Raw genomic sequence first — 19,015 nt, forward strand, 5'->3', positions numbered from 1 at the left:
CGAACAACCAATGAGCAAGCACAAGAACACGCGCGGTCTGCTGGGCACCAAGCTCGGCATGACCCAGACCTGGGACGAGAACAACCGCGTCGTCCCCGTCACCGTGATCCAGGCCGGCCCCTGCGTCGTGACCGAGGTTCGCACCTCGGACAGCCACGGCTACGACGGTGTCCAGATCGCCTTCGGCGACATCGACCCGCGCAAGGTGACCAGCCCCATGCGTGGCCACTTCGACAAGGCCGGCGTGACGCCGCGGCGCCATCTGCTGGAGCTGCGCACCGCCGACGCCAGCGAGTACACGCTGGGCCAGGAGATCAAGGCCGAGGCGTTCGAGGCCGGTGAGCTGGTCGACGTCTCCGCCACCAGCAAGGGCAAGGGCTTCGCCGGTGTGATGAAGCGGCACGGCTTCGGTGGTCTGCGGGCCACCCACGGTGTGCACAAGAAGCACCGCTCGCCGGGCTCCATCGGCGGCTGCGCCACCCCCGGCCGGGTCTTCAAGGGCCTGCGGATGGCCGGCCGGATGGGCAACGAGAAGGTCACCACGCAGAACGTGTCGGTCCACGCGATCGACGCCGACCGCGGCCTGATCCTGCTGAAGGGCGCCGTCCCCGGCCCCAAGGGCGGCCTCGTGCTGATCCGCAACGCCGCGAAGGGAGCTGCCAAGTGAGCACCGTCGACGTCGTCGTCGTGAAGGGCGACAAGGTCAGCAAGAAGGGCTCCGCCGAGCTTCCGGCCGAGCTGTTCGACGTCCAGGTCAACATCCCGCTGATCCACCAGGTCGTGGTGGCGCAGCTGGCCGCGGCCCGCCAGGGCACGCACAAGGCCAAGACCCGCGGTGAGGTCTCCGGTGGCGGCGCGAAGCCGTACCGGCAGAAGGGCACCGGTCGCGCCCGCCAGGGCTCGACCCGCGCGCCGCAGTTCACCGGCGGTGGCGTGGTCCACGGCCCGGTGCCGCGGGACTACAGCCAGCGGACCCCGAAGAAGATGATCGCCGCCGCGCTCCGCGGTGCGCTCTCGGACCGGGCCCGCGACGGCCGCGTGCACGTGGTCGAGCAGTTCGTGGACGGCGACAAGCCGTCGACGAAGTCCGCGCTGAAGGTGCTGTCCGAGGTCACCGACCCGGGCAAGGCGCTGGTCGTGGTCGAGCGTGCCGACGAGCTCACCTGGCTGAGCCTGCGCAACGTGCAGCACGTGCACCTGATCGCCGCCGACCAGCTGAACGCGTACGACGTACTGGTCAGCGACGCGGTCGTGTTCACCAAGGGTGCGCTGGACGCTTTCGTCGCCGGCACCCCGAAGGGCAAGTCCGTGAAGGCTGTCGCGACGTCGACCGAAGCCGAGGAGGTAGAAGCATGAGCCACGGAGTCAACAAGGACCCGCGGGACGTGCTGCTGCGGCCGGTCGTGAGCGAGAAGAGCTACGGCCTGCTGGACGAGCAGAAGTACACGTTCGAGGTCGACCCGAACGCCAACAAGACCGAGATCAAGCTCGCGGTCGAGAAGGTCTTCAAGGTCAAGGTCAGCGACGTCAACACCATCAACCGCAAGGGCAAGCGCCGCCGGACCCGGTCCGGCTGGGGCAAGCGCCCGGACACCAAGCGGGCGATCGTGACCCTCAAGGGTGACGACCGCATCGACATCTTCGGAGGCCAGTCGTAATGGGAATCCGCAAGTACAAGCCGACGACGCCGGGCCGCCGTGGCTCGAGCGTGGCCGACTTCGTCGAGCTCACCCGTTCGACCCCCGAGAAGTCGCTGCTGCGTCCGCTGCCGAAGAAGGGCGGCCGGAACAACTCCGGCAAGATCACCACCCGGCACCAGGGCGGCGGTCACAAGCGGGCGTACCGGCTGATCGACTTCAAGCGGTACGACAAGGACGGCGTCCCGGCGAAGGTTGCCGAGATCGAGTACGACCCGAACCGCACCGCGCGGATCGCGCTGCTGCACTACGTCGACGGCGAGAAGCGCTACATCCTCGCCCCGTCGAACCTGAAGCAGGGCACGATCGTCGAGAACGGCCCGGCCGCCGACATCAAGATCGGCAACAACCTGCCGCTGCGCAACATCCCGGTCGGCTCCACGGTGCACGCCGTCGAGCTGCGCCCGGGCGGCGGCGCCAAGATGGGCCGCTCGGCCGGCGCCAGCATTCAGCTGGTCGCGAAGGAGGGCCGGATGGCCACCCTGCGGATGCCGTCCGGCGAGGTCCGGATGGTCGACGTGCGCTGCCGCGCCACCCTCGGTGAGGTCGGCAACGGCGAGCAGTCGAACATCAACTGGGGCAAGGCCGGCCGGATGCGCTGGAAGGGTAAGCGCCCGACCGTCCGCGGTGTCGCGATGAACCCGGTCGACCACCCGCACGGTGGTGGTGAGGGCAAGACCTCGGGTGGTCGCCACCCGGTGTCCCCGTGGGGCAAGCCCGAGGGGCGCACCCGCACCCGCAAGGAAAGCGACCGCATGATCGTCCGGCGCCGCAAGGCCGGCAAGAAGCGCTGATAGGGAGCCGGCCAGATGCCACGCAGCCTCAAGAAGGGCCCGTTCGTCGACCACCACCTGATGAAGAAGGTGGAGGTGCAGAACGAGAAGGGCACCAAGAACGTCATCAAGACCTGGTCCCGCCGATCGATGATCGTGCCGGACATGATCGGCCACACGCTGGCGGTGCACGACGGCCGCAAGCACGTGCCCGTGTTCGTGACGGACGCGATGGTCGGGCACAAGCTCGGCGAGTTCGCGCCGACCCGGACGTTCAAGGGTCACGAGAAGGACGACCGGAAGTCACGGCGTCGCTGACCCCTGGTCAGTGACTTTAGCGTTAGCAACCTACGGAGAGATTCGAACATCATGAGCGTTCAAGAGCGTAGGGCGATCAGTGCCCGTCGCGAGAGCCTGCTGGGCGACGAGCCCGGGGCCTTCGCGGTCGCGCGCTTCGTCCGCGTGACGCCGATGAAGGCGCGCCGCGTGGTCGACCTGGTGCGCGGTCTGGGCGTCGACGACGCACTCGCCACTCTGAAGTTCGCCCCGCAGGCCGCTGCCGCGACCGTGTACAAGGTCGTCGACAGCGCCGCGGCGAACGCCGAGGGCACCGAGCACCTGAGCCGGGCCGACCTGGTCGTGGCGAAGGCCTTCGTGGACGAGGGCCCGACGCTGAAGCGTCACCGCCCGCGGGCCCAGGGCCGCGCCACCCGGATCGACAAGCGGACCAGCCACATCACCGTCGTGGTCGCCCCGCGGGTCGAGGAGGAGCCGGTCGAGAAGGCCCCGGCCAAGAAGTCGGCCAAGAAGGCCGACACGGCCAAGAAGGCCCCGGCCAAGAAGGCCGCGGCCGACCAGGCCGAGGCCGCGGAGAAGCCGGCCAAGAAGGCGACCGCCAAGAAGTCGGCCGCCAAGAAGGCCACCGCTGAGAAGAAGGAGTCCTGACTGTGGGACAGAAGGTAAACCCGCACGGGTTCCGTCTCGGCATCAGCACCGACCACAAGAGCCGCTGGTACGCCGACAAGCTCTACAAGGACTACGTGGGCGAGGACGTCAAGATCCGCCGCCTGCTGAGCAAGGGCATGGAGCGCGCCGGCATCTCCCGCGTGGAGATCGAGCGCACCCGTGACCGGGTCCGCGTGGACATCCACACCGCCCGTCCGGGCATCGTCATCGGTCGCCGTGGCGCCGAGGCGGACCGGATCCGGGGCAGCCTGGAGGAGCTCACCGGCAAGCAGGTGCAGCTGAACATCCTCGAGGTCAAGAACTCCGAGGTCGACGCCCAGCTGGTCGCGCAGGGCGTGGCCGAGCAGCTGTCCGGCCGCGTGGCGTTCCGCCGCGCGATGCGCAAGGCGATGCAGACCACCATGCGTGGCGGCGCCCTGGGCATCCGGATCCAGTGCTCCGGCCGCCTCGGTGGCGCGGAGATGTCGCGGTCGGAGTTCTACCGTGAGGGCCGGGTGCCGCTGCACACGCTCCGCGCGGACATCGACTACGGCTTCTACGAGGCCCGCACGACCTTCGGCCGGATCGGCGTGAAGGTCTGGATCTACAAGGGTGACGTCGCCGGCTCCCGCGCCGAGCGCGAGGCGCAGGCCGCGGCCCGGGCCGCCACTCAGCAGCGCCGTCCGGCCCGTCGCGACGACCGTGGTGGTCGTGGTGGCGACCGCGGTGGCCGCGGTGGCGACCGTCGGGACGACCGTCGGGGACAGCGCGACGAGGCCCCCCGGGCCGAGGCGCCGGCTGCTGCCGACAAGCCCGCCGAGACGACCGGAACGGAGAGCTGACCGATGCTCATCCCCCGCAAGGTCAAGCACCGCAAGCAGCACCACCCGAAGCGCTCCGGCGCTGCCAAGGGTGGCACCACGCTGGCCTTCGGTGACTTCGGCATCCAGGCGCTGGAGAGCCACTACGTCACCAACCGGCAGATCGAGTCCGCGCGTATCGCGATGACCCGGCACATCAAGCGTGGCGGAAAGGTGTGGATCAACATCTACCCCGACCGCCCGCTGACCAAGAAGCCGGCCGAGACCCGGATGGGTTCCGGCAAGGGTTCGCCGGAGTGGTGGATCGCCAACGTGAAGGCCGGTCGCGTGATGTTCGAGCTGTCCGGTGTTCCGGAGGATATCGCTCGCGAGGCCATGCGCCGCGCGATTCACAAGTTGCCGATGAAGTGCCGCTTCATCACCCGAGAGGCAGGTGAGAACTGATGGCTACCCTGACCGCCGCCGAGCTGCGGAACCTGGGCCGGGACGAGCTGCTGACGAAGCTCGGTGAAGCCAAGGAGGAGCTGTTCAACCTCCGGTTCCAGGCTGCCACGGGTCAGCTGGAGTCCCACGGCCGGCTGCGCGCCGTCCGCAAGGACATCGCCCGCATCTACACGGTGCTGACCGAGCGCGCGCTCGGCATCACCGAGGACGTCGACGCCGCCCCGGCGGCCGAGGTCGAGGCTGACGCCGACGAGGCCGTCGCCGACGAGGCGGACGACAGCGAGAAGGCCGGGAGCAAGGCATGACCGAGAACGCGAAGGACGAGACCGTGAGCACGACCACCACCGAGGCGCGAGGCCGCCGGAAGACCCGCGAGGGCCTGGTGCTGAGCGACAAGATGGACAAGACCGTCGTGGTCCAGGTCGAGGACCGGGTCAAGCACCACCTCTACGGCAAGGTCATCCGCCGCACCAGCAAGCTGAAGGCGCATGACGAGCAGAACTCCGCCGGCATCGGCGACCGTGTCCTGCTGATGGAGACCCGGCCGCTGTCGGCGACCAAGCGCTGGCGCGTCGTCGAGGTCCTCGAGAAGGCCAAGTAGTTCCCGGCACGGCGCTTCGGCGCCGACCGGCAACCAATCGAAATCATTCGTTCCGCAAGGCTCACGGACGTGAGAACCAGCGAGACAACCAGGAGATCAACAGATGATCCAGCAGGAGTCGCGACTGAAGGTCGCCGACAACACGGGTGCCAAGGAGATCCTTTGCATCCGCGTGCTCGGTGGCTCCGGTCGGCGCTACGCCGGTGTCGGTGACACGATCGTCGCCACCGTCAAGGACGCGATCCCGGGCGGTGGTGTGAAGAAGGGTGACGTCGTCAAGGCGGTCGTCGTGCGGACCGTGAAGGAGCGCCGGCGTCCGGACGGCTCCTACATCCGCTTCGACGAGAACGCCGCCGTCATCCTGAAGGCCGACGGCGAGCCCCGCGGTACCCGCATCTTCGGGCCGGTCGGCCGGGAGCTGCGCGAGAAGCGCTTCATGAAGATCATCTCGCTCGCTCCGGAGGTGCTCTGAGATGGCGCAGAAGAAGCTGCACGTGAAGAAGGGTGATCTCGTCCGCGTGATCGCCGGCAAGTCCAAGGGCCTCGAGGGCAAGATCATCCAGGTCTTCCCCGACGACGAGAGCATCATCGTCGAGGGCGTCAACCGCGTGAAGAAGCACACCAAGGTGCAGCAGGCCCAGCGCGGCGGCACCACCGGTGGCATCGTCACCCAGGAGGCCCCGATCCACGTGTCCAACGTGGCGCTGCTGGTCGAGGTCGAGAAGGACGGCAAGAAGCAGAAGGTGACCACCCGCGTCGGCTACAACCGCGTCGAGGTGCAGAAGCGCCGTCCCGACGGTTCGACGTACACCGGTTTCCGGAGCGTCCGGATCGCGCGGCGTACCGGCGAGGAGATCTGATGACCACCGCAGTTACCGAGACCAAGGTCCAGCCGCGGCTGAAGACGAAGTACCGCGAGGAGATCGTCGGCAAGCTGCAGGACCAGTTCCAGTTCGAGAACGTCATGCAGGTGCCCGGCCTCACCAAGATCGTGGTGAACATGGGCGTCGGCGAGGCGGCTCGCGACTCGAAGCTGATCGACGGCGCGGTGAAGGACCTGGCCGCGATCACCGGTCAGAAGCCGCAGGTCACCAAGGCCCGCAAGTCGATCGCGCAGTTCAAGCTGCGCGAGGGGATGCCGATCGGCGCCCACGTGACGCTGCGTGGCGACCGGATGTGGGAGTTCCTGGACCGGCTGCTGGCGCTCGCGCTGCCGCGGATCCGTGACTTCCGCGGCCTGTCCGCGAAGCAGTTCGACGGCACCGGGAACTACACCTTCGGCCTGACCGAGCAGGTGATGTTCCACGAGATCAACCAGGACCGCATCGACCGGGTCCGCGGTATGGACATCACCGTGGTGACCACCGCGAAGAACGACGACGAGGGCCGGGCGCTGCTGCGCGCGCTGGGCTTCCCGTTCAAGGAGAACTGACGTGGCGAAGACAGCACTCAAGGTCAAGCAGGCCCGGAAGCCGAAGTTCGCGGTGCGCGGTTACACCCGCTGCCAGCGCTGCGGCCGGCCGAAGGCGGTCTTCCGCAAGTTCGGCCTGTGCCGGATCTGCCTGCGGGAGATGGCGCACCGGGGCGAGCTGCCCGGTGTGACCAAGTCCAGCTGGTGACCGTCTCCACCTCCGATCTTCTCCCTACTCACCATCTAGTCACCGTAGGTCGCCGAGTGGCGAAACCACGGCGGGAAAGAGGCCCCAGGCCATGACGATGACCGACCCGATCGCAGACATGCTGACGCGTCTGCGCAACGCCAACCAGGCGTACCACGAGTCGACCTCGATGCCGTACAGCAAGATCAAGCAGGGCATCGCCGACATCCTCCAGCAGGAGGGCTACATCTCCTCCTACAAGGTGGAGGAGCCCCAGGAGGGCGCCGTCGGCAAGACCCTGATCGTCGACCTCAAGTTCGGTCCCAGCCGGGAGCGCTCCATCGCAGGCGTCCGGCGGATCAGCAAGCCGGGCCTGCGGGTCTACGCGAAGTCGACCAACCTGCCCAAGGTTCTCGGTGGCCTGGGCGTCGCGATCATCTCGACGTCCCAGGGGCTGCTGACGGACCGCCAGGCCAAGAACAAGGGCGTCGGCGGGGAAGTCCTCGCCTACGTCTGGTGACGAAGAACCGGAAGGAGGACCACTCTCATGTCTCGCATCGGTAAGCTCCCGATCTCGGTCCCGTCCGGCGTCGACGTCACGATCGACGGCCAGACGGTCACCGTGAAGGGTCCCAAGGGTCAGCTCTCGCACGTCGTCGCTGAGCCCATCGCGGTCAACCGGGACGAGGACGGCACGATCGCCGTCAGCCGCCCGGACGACCAGCGCAAGAGCAAGGAACTGCACGGCCTGTCCCGCACCCTGATCGCCAACCTGGTGACCGGTGTGACGGAGGGCTACGAGAAGAAGCTCGAGATCGTCGGCGTCGGGTACCGCGTCCTGTCCAAGGGACCGACCCAGCTGGAGTTCTCGCTCGGGTACAGCCACACCATCACGGTGGACGCGCCGGAAGGCATCACGTTCAACGTCGAGGCCCCGACCCGCTTCTCGGTGCAGGGAATCGACAAGCAGTCCGTCGGCGAGGTTGCCGCCAACATCCGCAAGCTGCGCAAGCCCGAGCCGTACAAGGGCAAGGGTGTGCGGTACGCCGGCGAGCAGGTGCGCCGCAAGGTCGGAAAGGCTGGTAAGTAACCATGGCGATCGGACTGCGTCCGCACAAGCACTCCGCGAAGAAGACGGCATCCCGGCTTCGTCGCCAGATCCGGGTCCGGAAGAAGATCAACGGCACGGCCGACCGGCCGCGGCTGGTGGTCACCAAGTCCTCGAAGCACCTGTTCGTCCAGGTCATCGACGACGTGGCCGGCAAGACGCTGGTGTCCGCCTCCACCATGGAGGCCGACCTGCGCGGCGCGGAGGCGAACAAGACCGACAAGGCCAAGACCGTCGGCGGCCTGATCGCCGACCGGGCCAAGGCCGCCGGCATCGACTCGGTCGTCTTCGACCGGGCCGGGAACAAGTACCACGGCCGCATCGCGGCTCTGGCCGACGCCGCCCGTGAGGGCGGCCTCGGGTTCTGACATGGCGACATACAAGGAAGAAGGTAGTTCGAAATGAGCGGAGGCCAGCAGCGTCGCGGAGGCGGCGCCGGTGGTGAGCGCCGTGGTCGCGACGGTGGTCGCGGTCAGGCAGCTGACAAGACCGCCTACATCGAGCGCGTGGTAGCCATCAACCGTGTCGCCAAGGTCGTGAAGGGTGGTCGTCGCTTCAGCTTCACCGCCCTCGTGGTCGTCGGCGACGGTGAAGGCACCGTCGGTGTGGGTTACGGCAAGGCCAAGGAGGTGCCCGCGGCGATCGCCAAGGGTGTCGAGGAGGCCAAGAAGGCGTTCTTCAAGGTGCCGAGGATCCAGGGCACCATCCCGCACCCGGTCCAGGGTGAGAAGGCCGCCGGCGTGGTGCTGCTGCGCCCGGCCGCTCCCGGTACCGGTGTCATCGCGGGTGGCTCGGCGCGCGCCGTGCTGGAGTGCGCCGGGATCCACGACGTGCTGAGCAAGTCGCTGGGTTCGGCGAACGCCATCAACGTGGTGCACGCCACGGTCGAGGCGTTGCGGAGCCTGGAGACCCCGGAGGCCGTGGCCGCGCGTCGTGGCCTGCCGGTCGAGGACGTCGCTCCGGCGGCGCTGCTGAAGGCCCGGGCGGAGGTGTCGTCCTGATGGCACGCCTGAAGGTGACCCAGACCCGTTCCGGCATCGGTGGCAAGCAGAACCAGCGCGACACGCTGCGCACCCTGGGCGTCAAGCGGATCGGCGACACCGCCGTCCACGAAGACCGCCCCGAGGTCCGCGGCATGGTCCGCACGGTTCGCCACCTCATCACCGTCGAGGAGGTCGACTGACATGGCGCTGAAGGTTCACCACCTGCGTCCGGCGCCCGGTGCCAAGACCGCCAAGACCCGCGTGGGTCGTGGTGAGGGCAGCAAGGGCAAGACCGCCGGCCGCGGTACCAAGGGCAGCAAGGCGCGCAACAACATCCCCGAGTACTTCGAGGGTGGCCAGATGCCGCTGCACATGCGGCTGCCGAAGCTGAAGGGTTTCAAGAGCAGGAACCGGGTGGAGTTCCAGGTCGTTAACCTGGACAAGCTCGGACAACTGTTCCCCGAGGGTGGCGAGGTCGGCGTGGCCGACCTGGTCGCCAAGGGCGCGGTCCGTCGCGGTCAGCCGGTGAAGGTGCTGGGTGACGGCGAGCTGACCGTGGCACTGCAGGTTTCGGTGCACAAGTTCTCCAAGTCCGCCCAGGAGAAGATCCAGGCGGCCGGGGGGACCACCACCGAGGTGTGATGTCCAGGGCTCGTGCGAGCCGGCGCTTGATATCGTGCGCTGGAGTTCGGACGAGCCCTGGTTCGTCTCTTGCCAAGCTGCTTTGCTAGGCCCCTGCCCTGACCGGGCAGAGGAAACATGTGTGGGAGGACAGGGTGTTAGGCGCCTTTGCCAACGCGTTCAAGACTCCGGACCTGCGCCGGAAGATCTTTTTCGTGCTCTTCATCATCGTGATCTTCCGGATCGGTTCGGTCGTCCCGACCCCGGGTGTCAACGTCAACTCGCTCGACATCTGCCTGAAGGGCGCTCAGCAGGGTGCGAACGCGAACCTGTACAACCTGATCAACCTGTTCTCCGGCGGCGCGCTGCTGCAGCTCGCGATCTTCGCGCTCGGCATCATGCCGTACATCACCGCCAGCATCATCCTGCAGCTGCTCACCGTGGTGATCCCGCGGCTGGAGTCGCTGAAGAAGGAAGGTCAGGCGGGCCAGGCCAAGATCACCCAGTACACCCGGTTCCTCACGGTCGGCCTGGCGATCCTGCAGGCGACCGCGTTCGTCGCGCTGGCGCGCACCCCCGGCCGGCTCTTCCAGGGCTGCCAGGAGCCGCTGCTGCACGACGACAGCTGGTTCCCGGTGGTCGTGATGGTGCTGACCATGACGGCCGGCACCGGTGTGGTGATGTGGCTGGGCGAGCTGATCACGGACCGTGGTGTCGGTAACGGCATGTCGATCCTGATCTTCACCCAGATCGTCGCCACCTTCCCGTCGCAGCTGTGGACCATCCGCAAGGAGCGCGGTCTGGCCACCTTCATGGTGGTGCTGGCGATCGGGTTGGTGATCATGGCCGCGGTCATCTTCATCGAACAGGCGCAGCGCCGGATTCCGGTGCAGTACGCCAAGCGCATGGTCGGCCGCAAGATGTTCGGCGGCACGTCCACCTACATCCCGCTGAAGGTGAACCAGGCCGGTGTCATCCCGGTCATCTTCGCCTCCAGCCTGATCTACCTGCCGGTACTGGTCAGCCAGTTCCAGCAGGACAAGTCCTGGGCCCAGTGGATCCAGGGCAATCTGGTCAAAGGCGACCACCCGATCTACATGATCTCGTACGTCGCCCTGATCATCTTCTTCACGTACTTCTACGTCTCGATCACCTTCAACCCGAAGGAAGTCGCGGACAACATGAAGAAGTACGGCGGCTTCATCCCCGGAATCCGGGCTGGACGGCCGACCGAGGAGTACCTGGGCTACGTGCTGTCCCGCATCACGCTGCCGGGCGCGATCTATCTCGCGGTGATCTCGATGATCCCGCTGATCGCGCTGGTGCTCCTGAACGCGAACCAGAACTTCCCGTTCGGCGGTACGTCGATCCTGATCATGGTCGGCGTCGGTCTGGACACGGTGAAGCAGATCGAGTCTCAGCTGCAGCAGCGTAACTACGAAGGGTTCTTGCGCTGATGAGAATGTTGCTGATGGGTCCGCCCGGGGCGGGCAAAGGCACGCAGGCAAAGGTGCTTGCGGAACGCCTGAATATCCCGGCCGTGTCCACCGGCGACATCTTCCGTGCGAACGTCAAGGACGAGACGCCGCTCGGGCTCGAGGCGAAGCGCTACATGGACGCCGGTGACTACGTCCCGGACGAGGTCACGAACGCGATGGTGCGGGACCGGCTGTCCGAGGCGGACGCCGGTGACGGCTTCCTCCTGGACGGCTACCCGCGCACCCTGGCCCAGGTCGGCACGCTGGACGACATCCTGGCCGAGCACGGCCACAAGCTGGACGCGGTGGTGGCGCTGATCGCCGACACCGAGGTGCTGGTGGAGCGGATGACGAAGCGGGCCCGGACCGAGGGCCGGTCGGACGACTCCGAGGAGGTCATCCGGCACCGGCAGGACGTCTACACGGCGGAGACCAAGCCGCTGCTGCGCGTCTACGCGCAGCGCGGCCTGCTGGTCGAGGTGGACGGGGTCGGCGAGATCGACGAGGTCAGCGAGCGTGTGCTGGCCGCTCTCAAGACGGTGACCGAGTAGCCGCGAGTGATGTGCTGTGATGTTTAAGGACCGCGGGATCGAGATCAAGACCCGCGAACAGATCCTTTCCATGCGTGCGGCCGGCCTGGTCGTCGGCCGCACGCTGGAACTGCTCCGCGGCGAGGTCCGAGTCGGGATCACCACCGGCGAGCTGGACGCGATCGCCGAGGACCACATCCGGTCCTCCGGCGCGGTCCCGTCGTTCAAGGGCTACCACGGCTTCACCGGCTCGATCTGCGCGTCGGTGAACGACGAGATCGTGCATGGCATCCCAGGTGACCGGGTGCTGGCCGACGGCGACCTGATCTCGATCGACTGCGGCGCGATCGTCGACGGCTGGCACGGCGACGCCGCGATCACGGTCCCGGTCGGCGAGGTGACGCCGGAGCTGCTCGAGCTGGCCCGGATCTGCGAGGAGTCGATGTGGCGCGGGTTCGCGGCCGCCCGGCTCGGCGGCCGTCTGACCGACATCTCGGCCGCGATCGAGCGGCACGTCCGGGCGAGCTCGCCGTACGGGATCGTCGAGGACTTCGTCGGGCACGGGATCGGCTCGGCGATGCACCAGCCGCCGAACGTGCCGAACTTCGGCCGCCCCGGCCGCGGCCCGAAGCTGATCGAGGGGATGGCGCTCGCGGTCGAGCCGATGCTCACGCTCGGCAAGCAGGACAACCACACCCTCGAGGACGACTGGACCGTGGTCACCGACGACGGCAAGGTCGCCGCGCACACCGAGCACACGTTCACGCTGACGCCGCAGGGCCCGTGGGTGCTGACCGCGCTCGACGGCGGCGAGGCGAAGCTGGCCGAGCTCGGCGTCAAGTTCGGCGCCCTGGCCGACTGAACACGGTACGGCGGCGTCCGCTGACTCGCCGTACCGATGGACACCCTGCGTCCACCCGTCGGGGGACGCCAAGGGCCTGCTGCTGAGGCACACTTGAGCTATGCCTCAGTACCAGCCGCACCAGCGTTTCACCGAAGCGGACCGGGACAAGATCGCCGGCCGGCTGCGGGACGCGTTCGCGGACGGCCGGCTGGACCAGCCGGAGTTCAGCTCCCGCCTCGACCGGCTCTACTCCGTGCAGACGTACGGCGAGCTGGAGCCGCTGGTGCGTGATCTGCCGCCGGCGCGGACGTACCAGACGCCCGCGGTGGTGCAGGACAGCAAGCCGGCGCCGGCCCCGGGGGAGTTCCCGGAGCGGAAGAAGCAGGAGGGCCCGAAGGGACTGGCGGCACTGGGCGGCGGCTTCACCCCCGTCGTCGTCGTCAACGTGGTGATCTGGTTCGTGATCGGCGTCGCGAACGGCGGGAACTGGCCGCACTTCTGGCCGGTCTGGCTGCTGATCCCGTGGACCCTGTTCGCCCTGAGCAACCGCGGGAAGCGCCGTTGACAGCGGCCCCGGTCACCCGACGCGTCACCGGCCCGCGGCTGCGGCCGGACTGGGGATGGCAGCTGCGGCAGGGGTCTGCGGTCGTCTACGTGATCTGGTTCGCGGTCGCCGTACCGCTGGCGATCGCCGGGCTGCTGCTGGAACCGCGCTGGGTCGGCTGGATGATGCTGGCCTGGTTCCTGGTGCTGATCGGGTTCACGCTCGGCGTCCGGGTCGCCGACAGCCGGCGGCGGAAGGCCTGGGGCGAGGTCGTCGAGCAGATGGGCTGGCGGCTCAGCGTCGACCGGCCGGAGTTGCGGGAGCGCTGGCCGTTCCCGCCGTTCTCGGCGGACCCGGACGCGGAGGTCTCCGACGTGACCACCGGCCGGCACCGCGGCCGGGAGTTCGCCGCCGGACGGTTCCGGCACAAGGTCGGGCGGCGCGACCTCGGCTTCGACTTCCTTGATCTGCAGGTCGATCGGCCGCTGCCGCCGCTGCAGCTGTTGCCGGCCGCGCTGGCGCCGGTGGCGGCCGCGAGCCTGCTGCCGATCAAACTGACGGTAGACGGGCTGCCAGGGCGGTTCTGCCTGTTCAACGGCCGGGAGGATCACGCCGAGACTGTGCTGCACCCACGGGCTGTCGAGGCGCTGGCCCAGGTGCCGGCGTTCGGCTTCAGCTGCGAGGGACGGCGCTTCGTCGCGATCCTGCCGGCGTACCGCGACTCCGCCACCGCCCTCGCACAGCTGGACGCGGCCTGTGACCTGCTCGACCTGATGCCGGAGCAGATCTGGCGCGAAGGTGAGCAGTGGGCCGCTACGCACCAGCCCTGAGCAGCGGAACGAGAGCAGCCAGATCCTCGTCGCCGTGACCGGTGGCGGCTGCCTTCCGCAGCAGGTCGCCCATCGGGACGAGCAGCGCGGGATCGACGCCTTGGTCGACCGCGGTGTCGACCAAGTTGTCGTAAGCCGCAGCCTGCATCGCCAGGTTGGAACCCGCCGGCCCCTCGGGGCCCTCGTCGAGGTCCTTGGCGATCCGCGGCAGGCTGCCGAGCATCGCCGTCAGCCAGGGCAGCAGAAAGTCCTCGGTGAATCGCACCGCGGAGACCTTCTCGCTGGCGGCCAGGGCCAGTGCATGCTGGGCGCCACCGAATATGCCGTACATCCCGCTGAGCAAGGCGATGTCGTGCAACGCGGCCAGGCCCGGGTCGCTGCCGACGTACTCCGGCCGCGCCATCGCGGCGAGGTCGGCTTCGTGGCGCTCGAAGGCGACCGGGGAGCCGCTGTAGAAGATGAACGCGGCAGGGCCGCCGATCATCGCGGGCACGGCCATGATGCCGCCGCCGAGGTACTCCGCGCCCGCCGCTTCGGCCCAGGCGGCCGTGTCCCGGTCCTGCGCCGGCGTGCCGTTGGTGAGGTTGGCGACGGTCTTGCCGGTCAGGTCGAGGCCGTCGAGGGTACTGCGCACGGTCGCGTCGACGAGCAGGCAGACGACGACGAGCGGGCTGGCGGCGACCGCTTCGGCCGCGGTGGCGGCGCGGGTGGCGCCGAGGGCGTCGAGCTCGGGGGAGCGGCCGGGGGTGCGGTTCCAGACGGTGGTCGGGTGGCCGGCGGCCAGGAAGGCCCGGGCGAGGGCGGTGCCCATCGCGCCGAGGCCGAGAACGGTGACAGGAGTCTTCATGGCGTCAACCCTGGCCGGGCGCTTTAGGATGGACAAGTACCCACTAAATAGTGCGGTACTGACCGAAAGGTAAGTGATGCTTCCGTACACCTGCGGCCTGGACGCCGCCGCGGACGTGATCGGCGGGAAGTGGAAGCCGCGGATCCTGTGGGCGCTGCACCACGGGCCGATGCGGTTCGGCGAGCTGCGCCGGGAGATCGCCGGCGTCACGGAGAAGATGCTGATCCAGCAGTTGCGCGAGCTCGAGTCCCGCGACATCGTCCACCGCGAGGTCTTCCACCAGGTCCCGCCGCGGGTGGAGTACTCGCTGACCGAGCTCGGGCAGTCACTCAACGTGGCGCTGGCGCCGCTGGATGCCTGGGGAGCGGACCATATGGCCGTGCTGGAGGGCTCCCGGGGGCGCTGAGCGGTCTCGATTGGGTTTCGCCTGGGGGAGTGGCGTACACTCTTTCCTTGGCTCTTTGTAGCCTCTGTCTCGTCGTGCCCGCGGCTGCCTGACCTCGTCAGGAGGGCGCTCAGGGACAGGACCATCATTCAGTACGTCGTCTACAGAAGTGCGAGGACATGCCCAAAAAAGAGGGAGTCATCGAACTCGAGGGCACCATCGTGGAGGCCCTGCCGAACGCGATGTTCCGTGTTGAGCTGTCCAACGGGCACAAGGTGCTCGCGCACATCAGCGGCAAGATGAGGCAGCACTACATCCGGATCCTCCCCGAGGACCGGGTCGTCGTGGAGCTGTCGCCGTACGACCTCACCCGGGGTCGCATCGTCTATCGGTACAAGTAAGACCACCACCAACACCTGTCGAAGAAAGAAGCTCGATGAAGGTCAATCCGAGCGTCAAGAAGATCTGCGACAAGTGCAAGGTGATCCGCCGTCACGGCCGGGTCATGGTGATCTGCGAGAACCCGCGGCACAAGCAGCGGCAGGGCTGACCAGCCCCACTCGAGCAGTACACAGCACTTTCGCACCACAGCGCGCACGCTCGTCCAGCTCTGAGCACCACAGCTGGATGCTGCCCCCGGAACAGAGGCCGGGGCCTTGCCGGTGAAGCACTCACCGAGGCGGGCAAGGACGCGGCGCGCCCCCACACCTCTGCCGACGAAAGGAACACCGCCACATGGCACGCCTCGTAGGGGTCGACCTGCCGCGCGACAAGCGCATCGAGGTCGCTCTCACCTACATCTTCGGGGTCGGTCGCACCCGCGCCCTGGAGACGCTGAAGAGCACCGGGATCTCCGGGGACAAGCGCGTCCACGAGCTGGGCGACGAGGAGCTGGTGAAGCTCCGGGACTGGATCGAGGGCAACTACAAGATCGAAGGTGACCTCCGTCGTGAGGTGACCGCGGACATCCGCCGCAAGATCGAGATCGGGTCGTACCAGGGTCGCCGGCACCGCAGCGGCCTGCCGGTGCGTGGTCAGCGCACGCGGACCAACGCCCGCAGCCGCAAGGGTCGTCGCAAGGCGATCGCCGGCAAGAAGAAGAAGTGATGACCCGGATGACCGTCGACCACCCCAGGAGCAACTGACCTATGCCTCCCAAGAGCCGCACCGCGGCCGGCGCGAAGAAGGTGCGCCGCAAGGAGAAGAAGAACGTGGCCGCCGGCCACGCGCACATCAAGAGCACGTTCAACAACACGATCGTGACGATCACCGACCCGACCGGCGCGGTCATCTCGTGGGCTTCCGCGGGCACCGTCGGTTTCAAGGGGTCGCGCAAGTCCACTCCGTTCGCCGCGCAGATGGCCGCCGAGGCCGCCGGGCGCCGGGCGATGGAGCACGGCATGCGCAAGATCGACGTGTTCGTGAAGGGACCCGGCTCCGGCCGTGAGACCGCGATCCGTTCGCTGGGCGCCGTCGGCCTCGAGGTCGGCACCATCCAGGACGTGACCCCGACCGCCCACAACGGCTGCCGCCCGCCCAAGCGGCGCCGGGTCTGACCTTTCGAGAGGAGCGAGAACAACCATGGCCCGTTACACCGGACCTATGACCAAGAAGTCGCGCCGTCTCGGGGTCGACCTCGTCGGTGGCGACAAGGCGTTCGAGCGTCGTCCGTACCCGCCGGGTATGCACGGCCGCGGCCGCCCGAAGGAGAGCGAGTACCTGCTCCAGCTGCGGGAGAAGCAGAAGGCCCGCTACGCGTACGGCGTGCTGGAGAAGCAGTTCCGCCGGTACTACGAGGAGGCCTCGCGGCGCTCCGGCAAGACCGGTGACAACCTGCTGATCATCCTGGAGTCCCGGCTGGACAACGTGGTGTACCGCGCAGGCCTGGCCCGGACCCGGCGGCAGGCCCGTCAGCTCGTCGTGCACGGTCACCTCACCGTGAACGGCGTCAAGGTGAACATCCCGTCGTACCGGGTGGCTGCGCACGACATCATCGATGTCAAGGCGAAGTCGGCCGAGACGACCCCGTTCATCATCGCCCGGGAGACGCACTCCGAGCGCGTCGTCCCGGCCTGGCTCGAGGTGCTGCCCGAGCGGCTGCGCATCCTCGTCCACCAGCTGCCGACCCGGCAGCAGATCGACACCCAGGTCGCCGAGCACCTGATCGTCGAGCTCTACTCGAAGAACTGATCCGTCGCCGGCCGGTGGCCTCCGGGCCGCCGGCCGGCCGGATCCGTTTCTTCACCTTCGCGACCTCAAATAGTGGTCGTCGCGAGCAGACAAGGAACACGAAGTGCTTATTGCCCAGCGCCCCACCCTGACCGAAGAGGTCGTCGACGAGCACCGCTCGCGGTTCGTGATCGAGCCGCTCGAGCCGGGGTTCGGCTACACCCTCGGCAACTCCATCCGCCGTACGCTGCTGTCCTCCATCCCGGGGGCCGCCGTGACCAGCATCAAGGTCGACGGCGTCCTGCACGAGTTCTCCACCGTGGCCGGGGTCAAGGAGGACGCCACGCAGCTGATCCTGAACCTCAAGGACCTGTGCGTCTCCTCCGAGCACGACGAGCCGGTCACCATGTACCTGCGCAAGCAGGGCCCCGGTGACGTCACCGCCGCGGACATCGCGCCGCCGGCCGGTGTCGAGGTGCACAACCCGGACCTGAAGATCGCCACCCTGAACGAGAAGGGCCGGCTCGAGATGGAGCTGGTCGTCGAGCGGGGCCGGGGCTACGTCTCGGCGATCCAGAACAAGTCCGCCGACGCCGAGATCGGCCGGATGCCGGTCGACTCGATCTACTCGCCGGTGCTCAAGGTCACCTACAAGGTCGAGGCGACCCGTGTCGAGCAGCGCACCGACTTCGACCGCCTCGTGGTCGACGTCGAGACCAAGCCGTCGATGCTGCCCCGCGACGCCGTCGCGTCGGCCGGTAAGACGCTGGTCGAGCTGTTCGGCCTGGCCCGCGAGCTGAACGTCGAGGCCGAGGGCATCGACATCGGCCCGTCGCCGGTGGACGAGCAGATGGCGGCCGACCTGGCGCTGCCGGTCGAGGACCTGCAGCTGACCGTCCGGTCGTACAACTGCCTCAAGCGTGAGGGCATCCACACCGTGGGTGAGCTGATCTCGCGCAGCGAGCAGGACCTGCTGGACATCCGCAACTTCGGCTCCAAGTCGATCGACGAGGTCAAGCTGAAGCTGGCCGAGATGGGCCTGTCGCTGAAGGACTCGCCCCCTGGCTTCGACCTGCGTGCGGCCACCGAGGCCTACGGCACCGAGGCCGACGACGAGGACGAGAGCTTCGCCGAGACCGAGCAGTACTGATACCTGCCCCGCCCCACCACCCCGGTCACTGAGTCAACCACCCCCGGGCCGAGCGGCCTGAGATTCCTGGAGTCAAGAGATGCCTACCCCCACCAAGGGTGCCCGGCTGGGCGGCAGCCCGGCGCACGAGAAGCTGATCCTCAGCAACCTCGCGACGTCGCTGTTCGAGCACGGCGCCGTCACCACCACCGCGGCCAAGGCCAAGCGCCTGCAGCCGCTGGCGGAGCAGATGATCACCAAGGCCAAGCGTGGTGACCTGAACTCGCGCCGCCAGGTGATGAAGCGGATCAAGGACAAGAGCGTCGTGCACGTGCTCTTCACCGAGATCGGCGAGCGGTACGCCGACCGTCCGGGCGGCTACACCCGGATCACCAAGCTCGGCCCGCGCAAGGGTGACAACGCGCCGATGGTGAAGATCGAGCTGGTCGAGGCGCTGGCCGACTCGCCGAAGGCGAAGAAGACCGCCAAGAAGGCTCCGGCCAAGAAGGCGGCTGCGGCGGACGAGGCCAAGGTCGAGGACAAGGCCGACGAGAAGGTCGAGGACGAGGCCAAGGTCGAGGACGTCCAGGACGTCGTCGCCGAGGACGCACAGGCCGACGACGTGAAGACCGCCGACGTGCAGGACGCGAAGACCGACGACAAGTGAG

General features: G+C 68.0%; 33 protein-coding genes and 1 pseudogene. 33 read left to right on the forward strand and 1 reads right to left on the reverse strand.

Annotation, left to right across the window (positions count from 1 at the left end):
- Window positions 1-10 precede the first annotated feature (10 nt).
- The 25 genes and pseudogenes from rplC (at window position 11) to ACIBGM_RS28230 (ending at window position 13,817) form a co-directional block, all read left to right on the forward strand.
- Complete coding sequence (gene rplC / locus ACIBGM_RS28110) at window positions 11-667, forward strand: 50S ribosomal protein L3 (RefSeq protein WP_360527728.1); 657 nt, start codon at window positions 11-13, stop codon at window positions 665-667.
- Window positions 664-1,356, forward strand: coding sequence for a 50S ribosomal protein L4 (rplD, locus tag ACIBGM_RS28115; protein WP_360527731.1), 693 nt, complete (start codon window positions 664-666; stop codon window positions 1,354-1,356). Before rplC ends, rplD begins: the two co-directional genes overlap by 4 nt.
- A complete protein-coding gene (gene rplW, locus ACIBGM_RS28120) occupies window positions 1,353-1,658 on the forward strand; it encodes a 50S ribosomal protein L23 (protein ID WP_132147597.1) in 306 nt (101 codons plus the stop codon). The genes rplD and rplW overlap by 4 nt, the downstream gene beginning before the upstream one ends.
- Window positions 1,658-2,491, forward strand: coding sequence for a 50S ribosomal protein L2 (gene rplB, locus ACIBGM_RS28125; protein ID WP_360527735.1), 834 nt, complete (start codon window positions 1,658-1,660; stop codon window positions 2,489-2,491). The genes rplW and rplB overlap by 1 nt, the downstream gene beginning before the upstream one ends.
- Before the next feature lie 15 nt (window positions 2,492-2,506).
- Window positions 2,507-2,788: a 30S ribosomal protein S19 gene (gene rpsS, locus ACIBGM_RS28130; RefSeq protein WP_131361012.1), complete on the forward strand. Its 282-nt coding sequence runs from the start codon at window positions 2,507-2,509 to the stop codon at window positions 2,786-2,788.
- A gap of 51 nt (window positions 2,789-2,839) precedes the next feature.
- Window positions 2,840-3,301 (forward strand): annotated as a pseudogene (rplV, locus tag ACIBGM_RS28135) (50S ribosomal protein L22); the annotation flags it as partial.
- Window positions 3,302-3,417: 116 nt separating this feature from the next.
- Window positions 3,418-4,257, forward strand: a complete 840-nt coding sequence (gene rpsC, locus ACIBGM_RS28140; protein ID WP_360527738.1) for a 30S ribosomal protein S3 — start codon at window positions 3,418-3,420, stop codon at window positions 4,255-4,257.
- A gap of 3 nt (window positions 4,258-4,260) precedes the next feature.
- Complete coding sequence (gene rplP, locus ACIBGM_RS28145; protein WP_132216203.1) at window positions 4,261-4,680, forward strand: 50S ribosomal protein L16; 420 nt, start codon at window positions 4,261-4,263, stop codon at window positions 4,678-4,680.
- Window positions 4,680-4,985 (forward strand): 50S ribosomal protein L29, encoded by a 306-nt coding sequence (gene rpmC / locus ACIBGM_RS28150; protein ID WP_396387216.1) that lies wholly within the window; start codon window positions 4,680-4,682, stop codon window positions 4,983-4,985. Before rplP ends, rpmC begins: the two co-directional genes overlap by 1 nt.
- The gene (gene rpsQ, locus ACIBGM_RS28155; protein WP_396387217.1) at window positions 4,982-5,281 is read left to right on the forward strand and encodes a 30S ribosomal protein S17; all 300 of its coding nucleotides are present in this window, start codon (window positions 4,982-4,984) and stop codon (window positions 5,279-5,281) included. The genes rpmC and rpsQ overlap by 4 nt, the downstream gene beginning before the upstream one ends.
- Before the next feature lie 103 nt (window positions 5,282-5,384).
- Window positions 5,385-5,753 (forward strand): 50S ribosomal protein L14, encoded by a 369-nt coding sequence (gene rplN, locus ACIBGM_RS28160; RefSeq protein WP_012923677.1) that lies wholly within the window; start codon window positions 5,385-5,387, stop codon window positions 5,751-5,753.
- A 1-nt stretch (window position 5,754) separates the two neighbouring features.
- On the forward strand, window positions 5,755-6,141 hold the full coding sequence (rplX, locus tag ACIBGM_RS28165; RefSeq protein ID WP_360527747.1) for a 50S ribosomal protein L24: 387 nt from the start codon (window positions 5,755-5,757) through the stop codon (window positions 6,139-6,141).
- Window positions 6,141-6,713, forward strand: a complete 573-nt coding sequence (rplE, locus tag ACIBGM_RS28170) for a 50S ribosomal protein L5 (RefSeq protein ID WP_396387218.1) — start codon at window positions 6,141-6,143, stop codon at window positions 6,711-6,713. The genes rplX and rplE overlap by 1 nt, the downstream gene beginning before the upstream one ends.
- 1 nt (window position 6,714) lies before the next feature.
- Window positions 6,715-6,900: a type Z 30S ribosomal protein S14 gene (locus ACIBGM_RS28175; RefSeq protein ID WP_012923674.1), complete on the forward strand. Its 186-nt coding sequence runs from the start codon at window positions 6,715-6,717 to the stop codon at window positions 6,898-6,900.
- 91 nt (window positions 6,901-6,991) lie between these two features.
- Entirely contained in the window at window positions 6,992-7,399 is a 408-nt protein-coding gene (gene rpsH, locus ACIBGM_RS28180) for a 30S ribosomal protein S8 (protein ID WP_360527753.1), read from the forward strand.
- Window positions 7,400-7,426: 27 nt separating this feature from the next.
- Window positions 7,427-7,969: a 50S ribosomal protein L6 gene (gene rplF, locus ACIBGM_RS28185; RefSeq protein WP_360527756.1), complete on the forward strand. Its 543-nt coding sequence runs from the start codon at window positions 7,427-7,429 to the stop codon at window positions 7,967-7,969.
- Between the two features lie 2 nt (window positions 7,970-7,971).
- Complete coding sequence (rplR, locus tag ACIBGM_RS28190; RefSeq protein ID WP_132318727.1) at window positions 7,972-8,355, forward strand: 50S ribosomal protein L18; 384 nt, start codon at window positions 7,972-7,974, stop codon at window positions 8,353-8,355.
- A 33-nt stretch (window positions 8,356-8,388) separates the two neighbouring features.
- Window positions 8,389-8,988, forward strand: coding sequence for a 30S ribosomal protein S5 (rpsE, locus tag ACIBGM_RS28195; RefSeq protein WP_360527759.1), 600 nt, complete (start codon window positions 8,389-8,391; stop codon window positions 8,986-8,988).
- Window positions 8,988-9,170, forward strand: a complete 183-nt coding sequence (gene rpmD / locus ACIBGM_RS28200; RefSeq protein ID WP_360527762.1) for a 50S ribosomal protein L30 — start codon at window positions 8,988-8,990, stop codon at window positions 9,168-9,170. The genes rpsE and rpmD overlap by 1 nt, the downstream gene beginning before the upstream one ends.
- A 1-nt stretch (window position 9,171) precedes the next feature.
- Window positions 9,172-9,612, forward strand: a complete 441-nt coding sequence (gene rplO / locus ACIBGM_RS28205) for a 50S ribosomal protein L15 (RefSeq protein WP_360527766.1) — start codon at window positions 9,172-9,174, stop codon at window positions 9,610-9,612.
- A 134-nt stretch (window positions 9,613-9,746) separates the two neighbouring features.
- On the forward strand, window positions 9,747-11,048 hold the full coding sequence (gene secY / locus ACIBGM_RS28210; RefSeq protein WP_360527769.1) for a preprotein translocase subunit SecY: 1,302 nt from the start codon (window positions 9,747-9,749) through the stop codon (window positions 11,046-11,048).
- A complete protein-coding gene (locus ACIBGM_RS28215) occupies window positions 11,048-11,620 on the forward strand; it encodes an adenylate kinase (protein WP_360527773.1) in 573 nt (190 codons plus the stop codon). The genes secY and ACIBGM_RS28215 overlap by 1 nt, the downstream gene beginning before the upstream one ends.
- A 19-nt stretch (window positions 11,621-11,639) precedes the next feature.
- Window positions 11,640-12,461 carry a type I methionyl aminopeptidase gene (map, locus tag ACIBGM_RS28220; RefSeq protein WP_396387219.1) on the forward strand — a complete coding sequence of 274 codons (822 nt, stop codon included), beginning with the start codon at window positions 11,640-11,642 and terminating at the stop codon, window positions 12,459-12,461.
- 100 nt (window positions 12,462-12,561) lie between these two features.
- Window positions 12,562-13,008: a DUF1707 domain-containing protein gene (locus ACIBGM_RS28225; protein ID WP_396387220.1), complete on the forward strand. Its 447-nt coding sequence runs from the start codon at window positions 12,562-12,564 to the stop codon at window positions 13,006-13,008.
- Window positions 13,005-13,817: a hypothetical protein gene (locus ACIBGM_RS28230; RefSeq protein ID WP_396387221.1), complete on the forward strand. Its 813-nt coding sequence runs from the start codon at window positions 13,005-13,007 to the stop codon at window positions 13,815-13,817. Before ACIBGM_RS28225 ends, ACIBGM_RS28230 begins: the two co-directional genes overlap by 4 nt.
- On the opposite strand, the gene ACIBGM_RS28235 is transcribed toward ACIBGM_RS28230, so the two are convergent.
- Window positions 13,801-14,664 carry an NAD(P)-binding domain-containing protein gene (locus tag ACIBGM_RS28235; RefSeq protein WP_396387222.1) on the reverse strand — a complete coding sequence of 288 codons (864 nt, stop codon included), beginning with the start codon at window positions 14,662-14,664 and terminating at the stop codon, window positions 13,801-13,803. The genes ACIBGM_RS28230 and ACIBGM_RS28235 overlap by 17 nt on opposite strands.
- Window positions 14,665-14,740: 76 nt before the next feature.
- On the opposite strand from ACIBGM_RS28235, the gene ACIBGM_RS28240 reads away from it, so the two are divergent.
- The 8 genes from ACIBGM_RS28240 to rplQ all read left to right on the forward strand — a co-directional run bounded on the left by ACIBGM_RS28240 (window position 14,741) and on the right by rplQ (window position 19,014).
- The gene (locus tag ACIBGM_RS28240; RefSeq protein WP_360527788.1) at window positions 14,741-15,070 is read left to right on the forward strand and encodes a helix-turn-helix domain-containing protein; all 330 of its coding nucleotides are present in this window, start codon (window positions 14,741-14,743) and stop codon (window positions 15,068-15,070) included.
- Between the two features lie 158 nt (window positions 15,071-15,228).
- Entirely contained in the window at window positions 15,229-15,450 is a 222-nt protein-coding gene (gene infA / locus ACIBGM_RS28245) for a translation initiation factor IF-1 (protein ID WP_012923661.1), read from the forward strand.
- Between the two features lie 35 nt (window positions 15,451-15,485).
- Window positions 15,486-15,599, forward strand: a complete 114-nt coding sequence (gene rpmJ / locus ACIBGM_RS28250; RefSeq protein WP_008361054.1) for a 50S ribosomal protein L36 — start codon at window positions 15,486-15,488, stop codon at window positions 15,597-15,599.
- A 185-nt stretch (window positions 15,600-15,784) separates the two neighbouring features.
- Window positions 15,785-16,156: a 30S ribosomal protein S13 gene (gene rpsM, locus ACIBGM_RS28255; RefSeq protein ID WP_360527791.1), complete on the forward strand. Its 372-nt coding sequence runs from the start codon at window positions 15,785-15,787 to the stop codon at window positions 16,154-16,156.
- Window positions 16,157-16,197: 41 nt separating this feature from the next.
- On the forward strand, window positions 16,198-16,605 hold the full coding sequence (gene rpsK, locus ACIBGM_RS28260; protein WP_012923659.1) for a 30S ribosomal protein S11: 408 nt from the start codon (window positions 16,198-16,200) through the stop codon (window positions 16,603-16,605).
- Between the two features lie 25 nt (window positions 16,606-16,630).
- The gene (gene rpsD, locus ACIBGM_RS28265) at window positions 16,631-17,239 is read left to right on the forward strand and encodes a 30S ribosomal protein S4 (protein ID WP_396387223.1); all 609 of its coding nucleotides are present in this window, start codon (window positions 16,631-16,633) and stop codon (window positions 17,237-17,239) included.
- A gap of 103 nt (window positions 17,240-17,342) precedes the next feature.
- A complete protein-coding gene (locus ACIBGM_RS28270) occupies window positions 17,343-18,368 on the forward strand; it encodes a DNA-directed RNA polymerase subunit alpha (protein WP_360535690.1) in 1,026 nt (341 codons plus the stop codon).
- Window positions 18,369-18,447: 79 nt separating this feature from the next.
- On the forward strand, window positions 18,448-19,014 hold the full coding sequence (gene rplQ, locus ACIBGM_RS28275; RefSeq protein WP_360535692.1) for a 50S ribosomal protein L17: 567 nt from the start codon (window positions 18,448-18,450) through the stop codon (window positions 19,012-19,014).
- Window position 19,015 lies beyond the last annotated feature (1 nt).

This window comes from Kribbella sp. NPDC050470 (assembly GCF_044458365.1).
In the GTDB taxonomy this organism is placed as follows: Bacteria; Actinomycetota; Actinomycetes; order Propionibacteriales; family Kribbellaceae; genus Kribbella.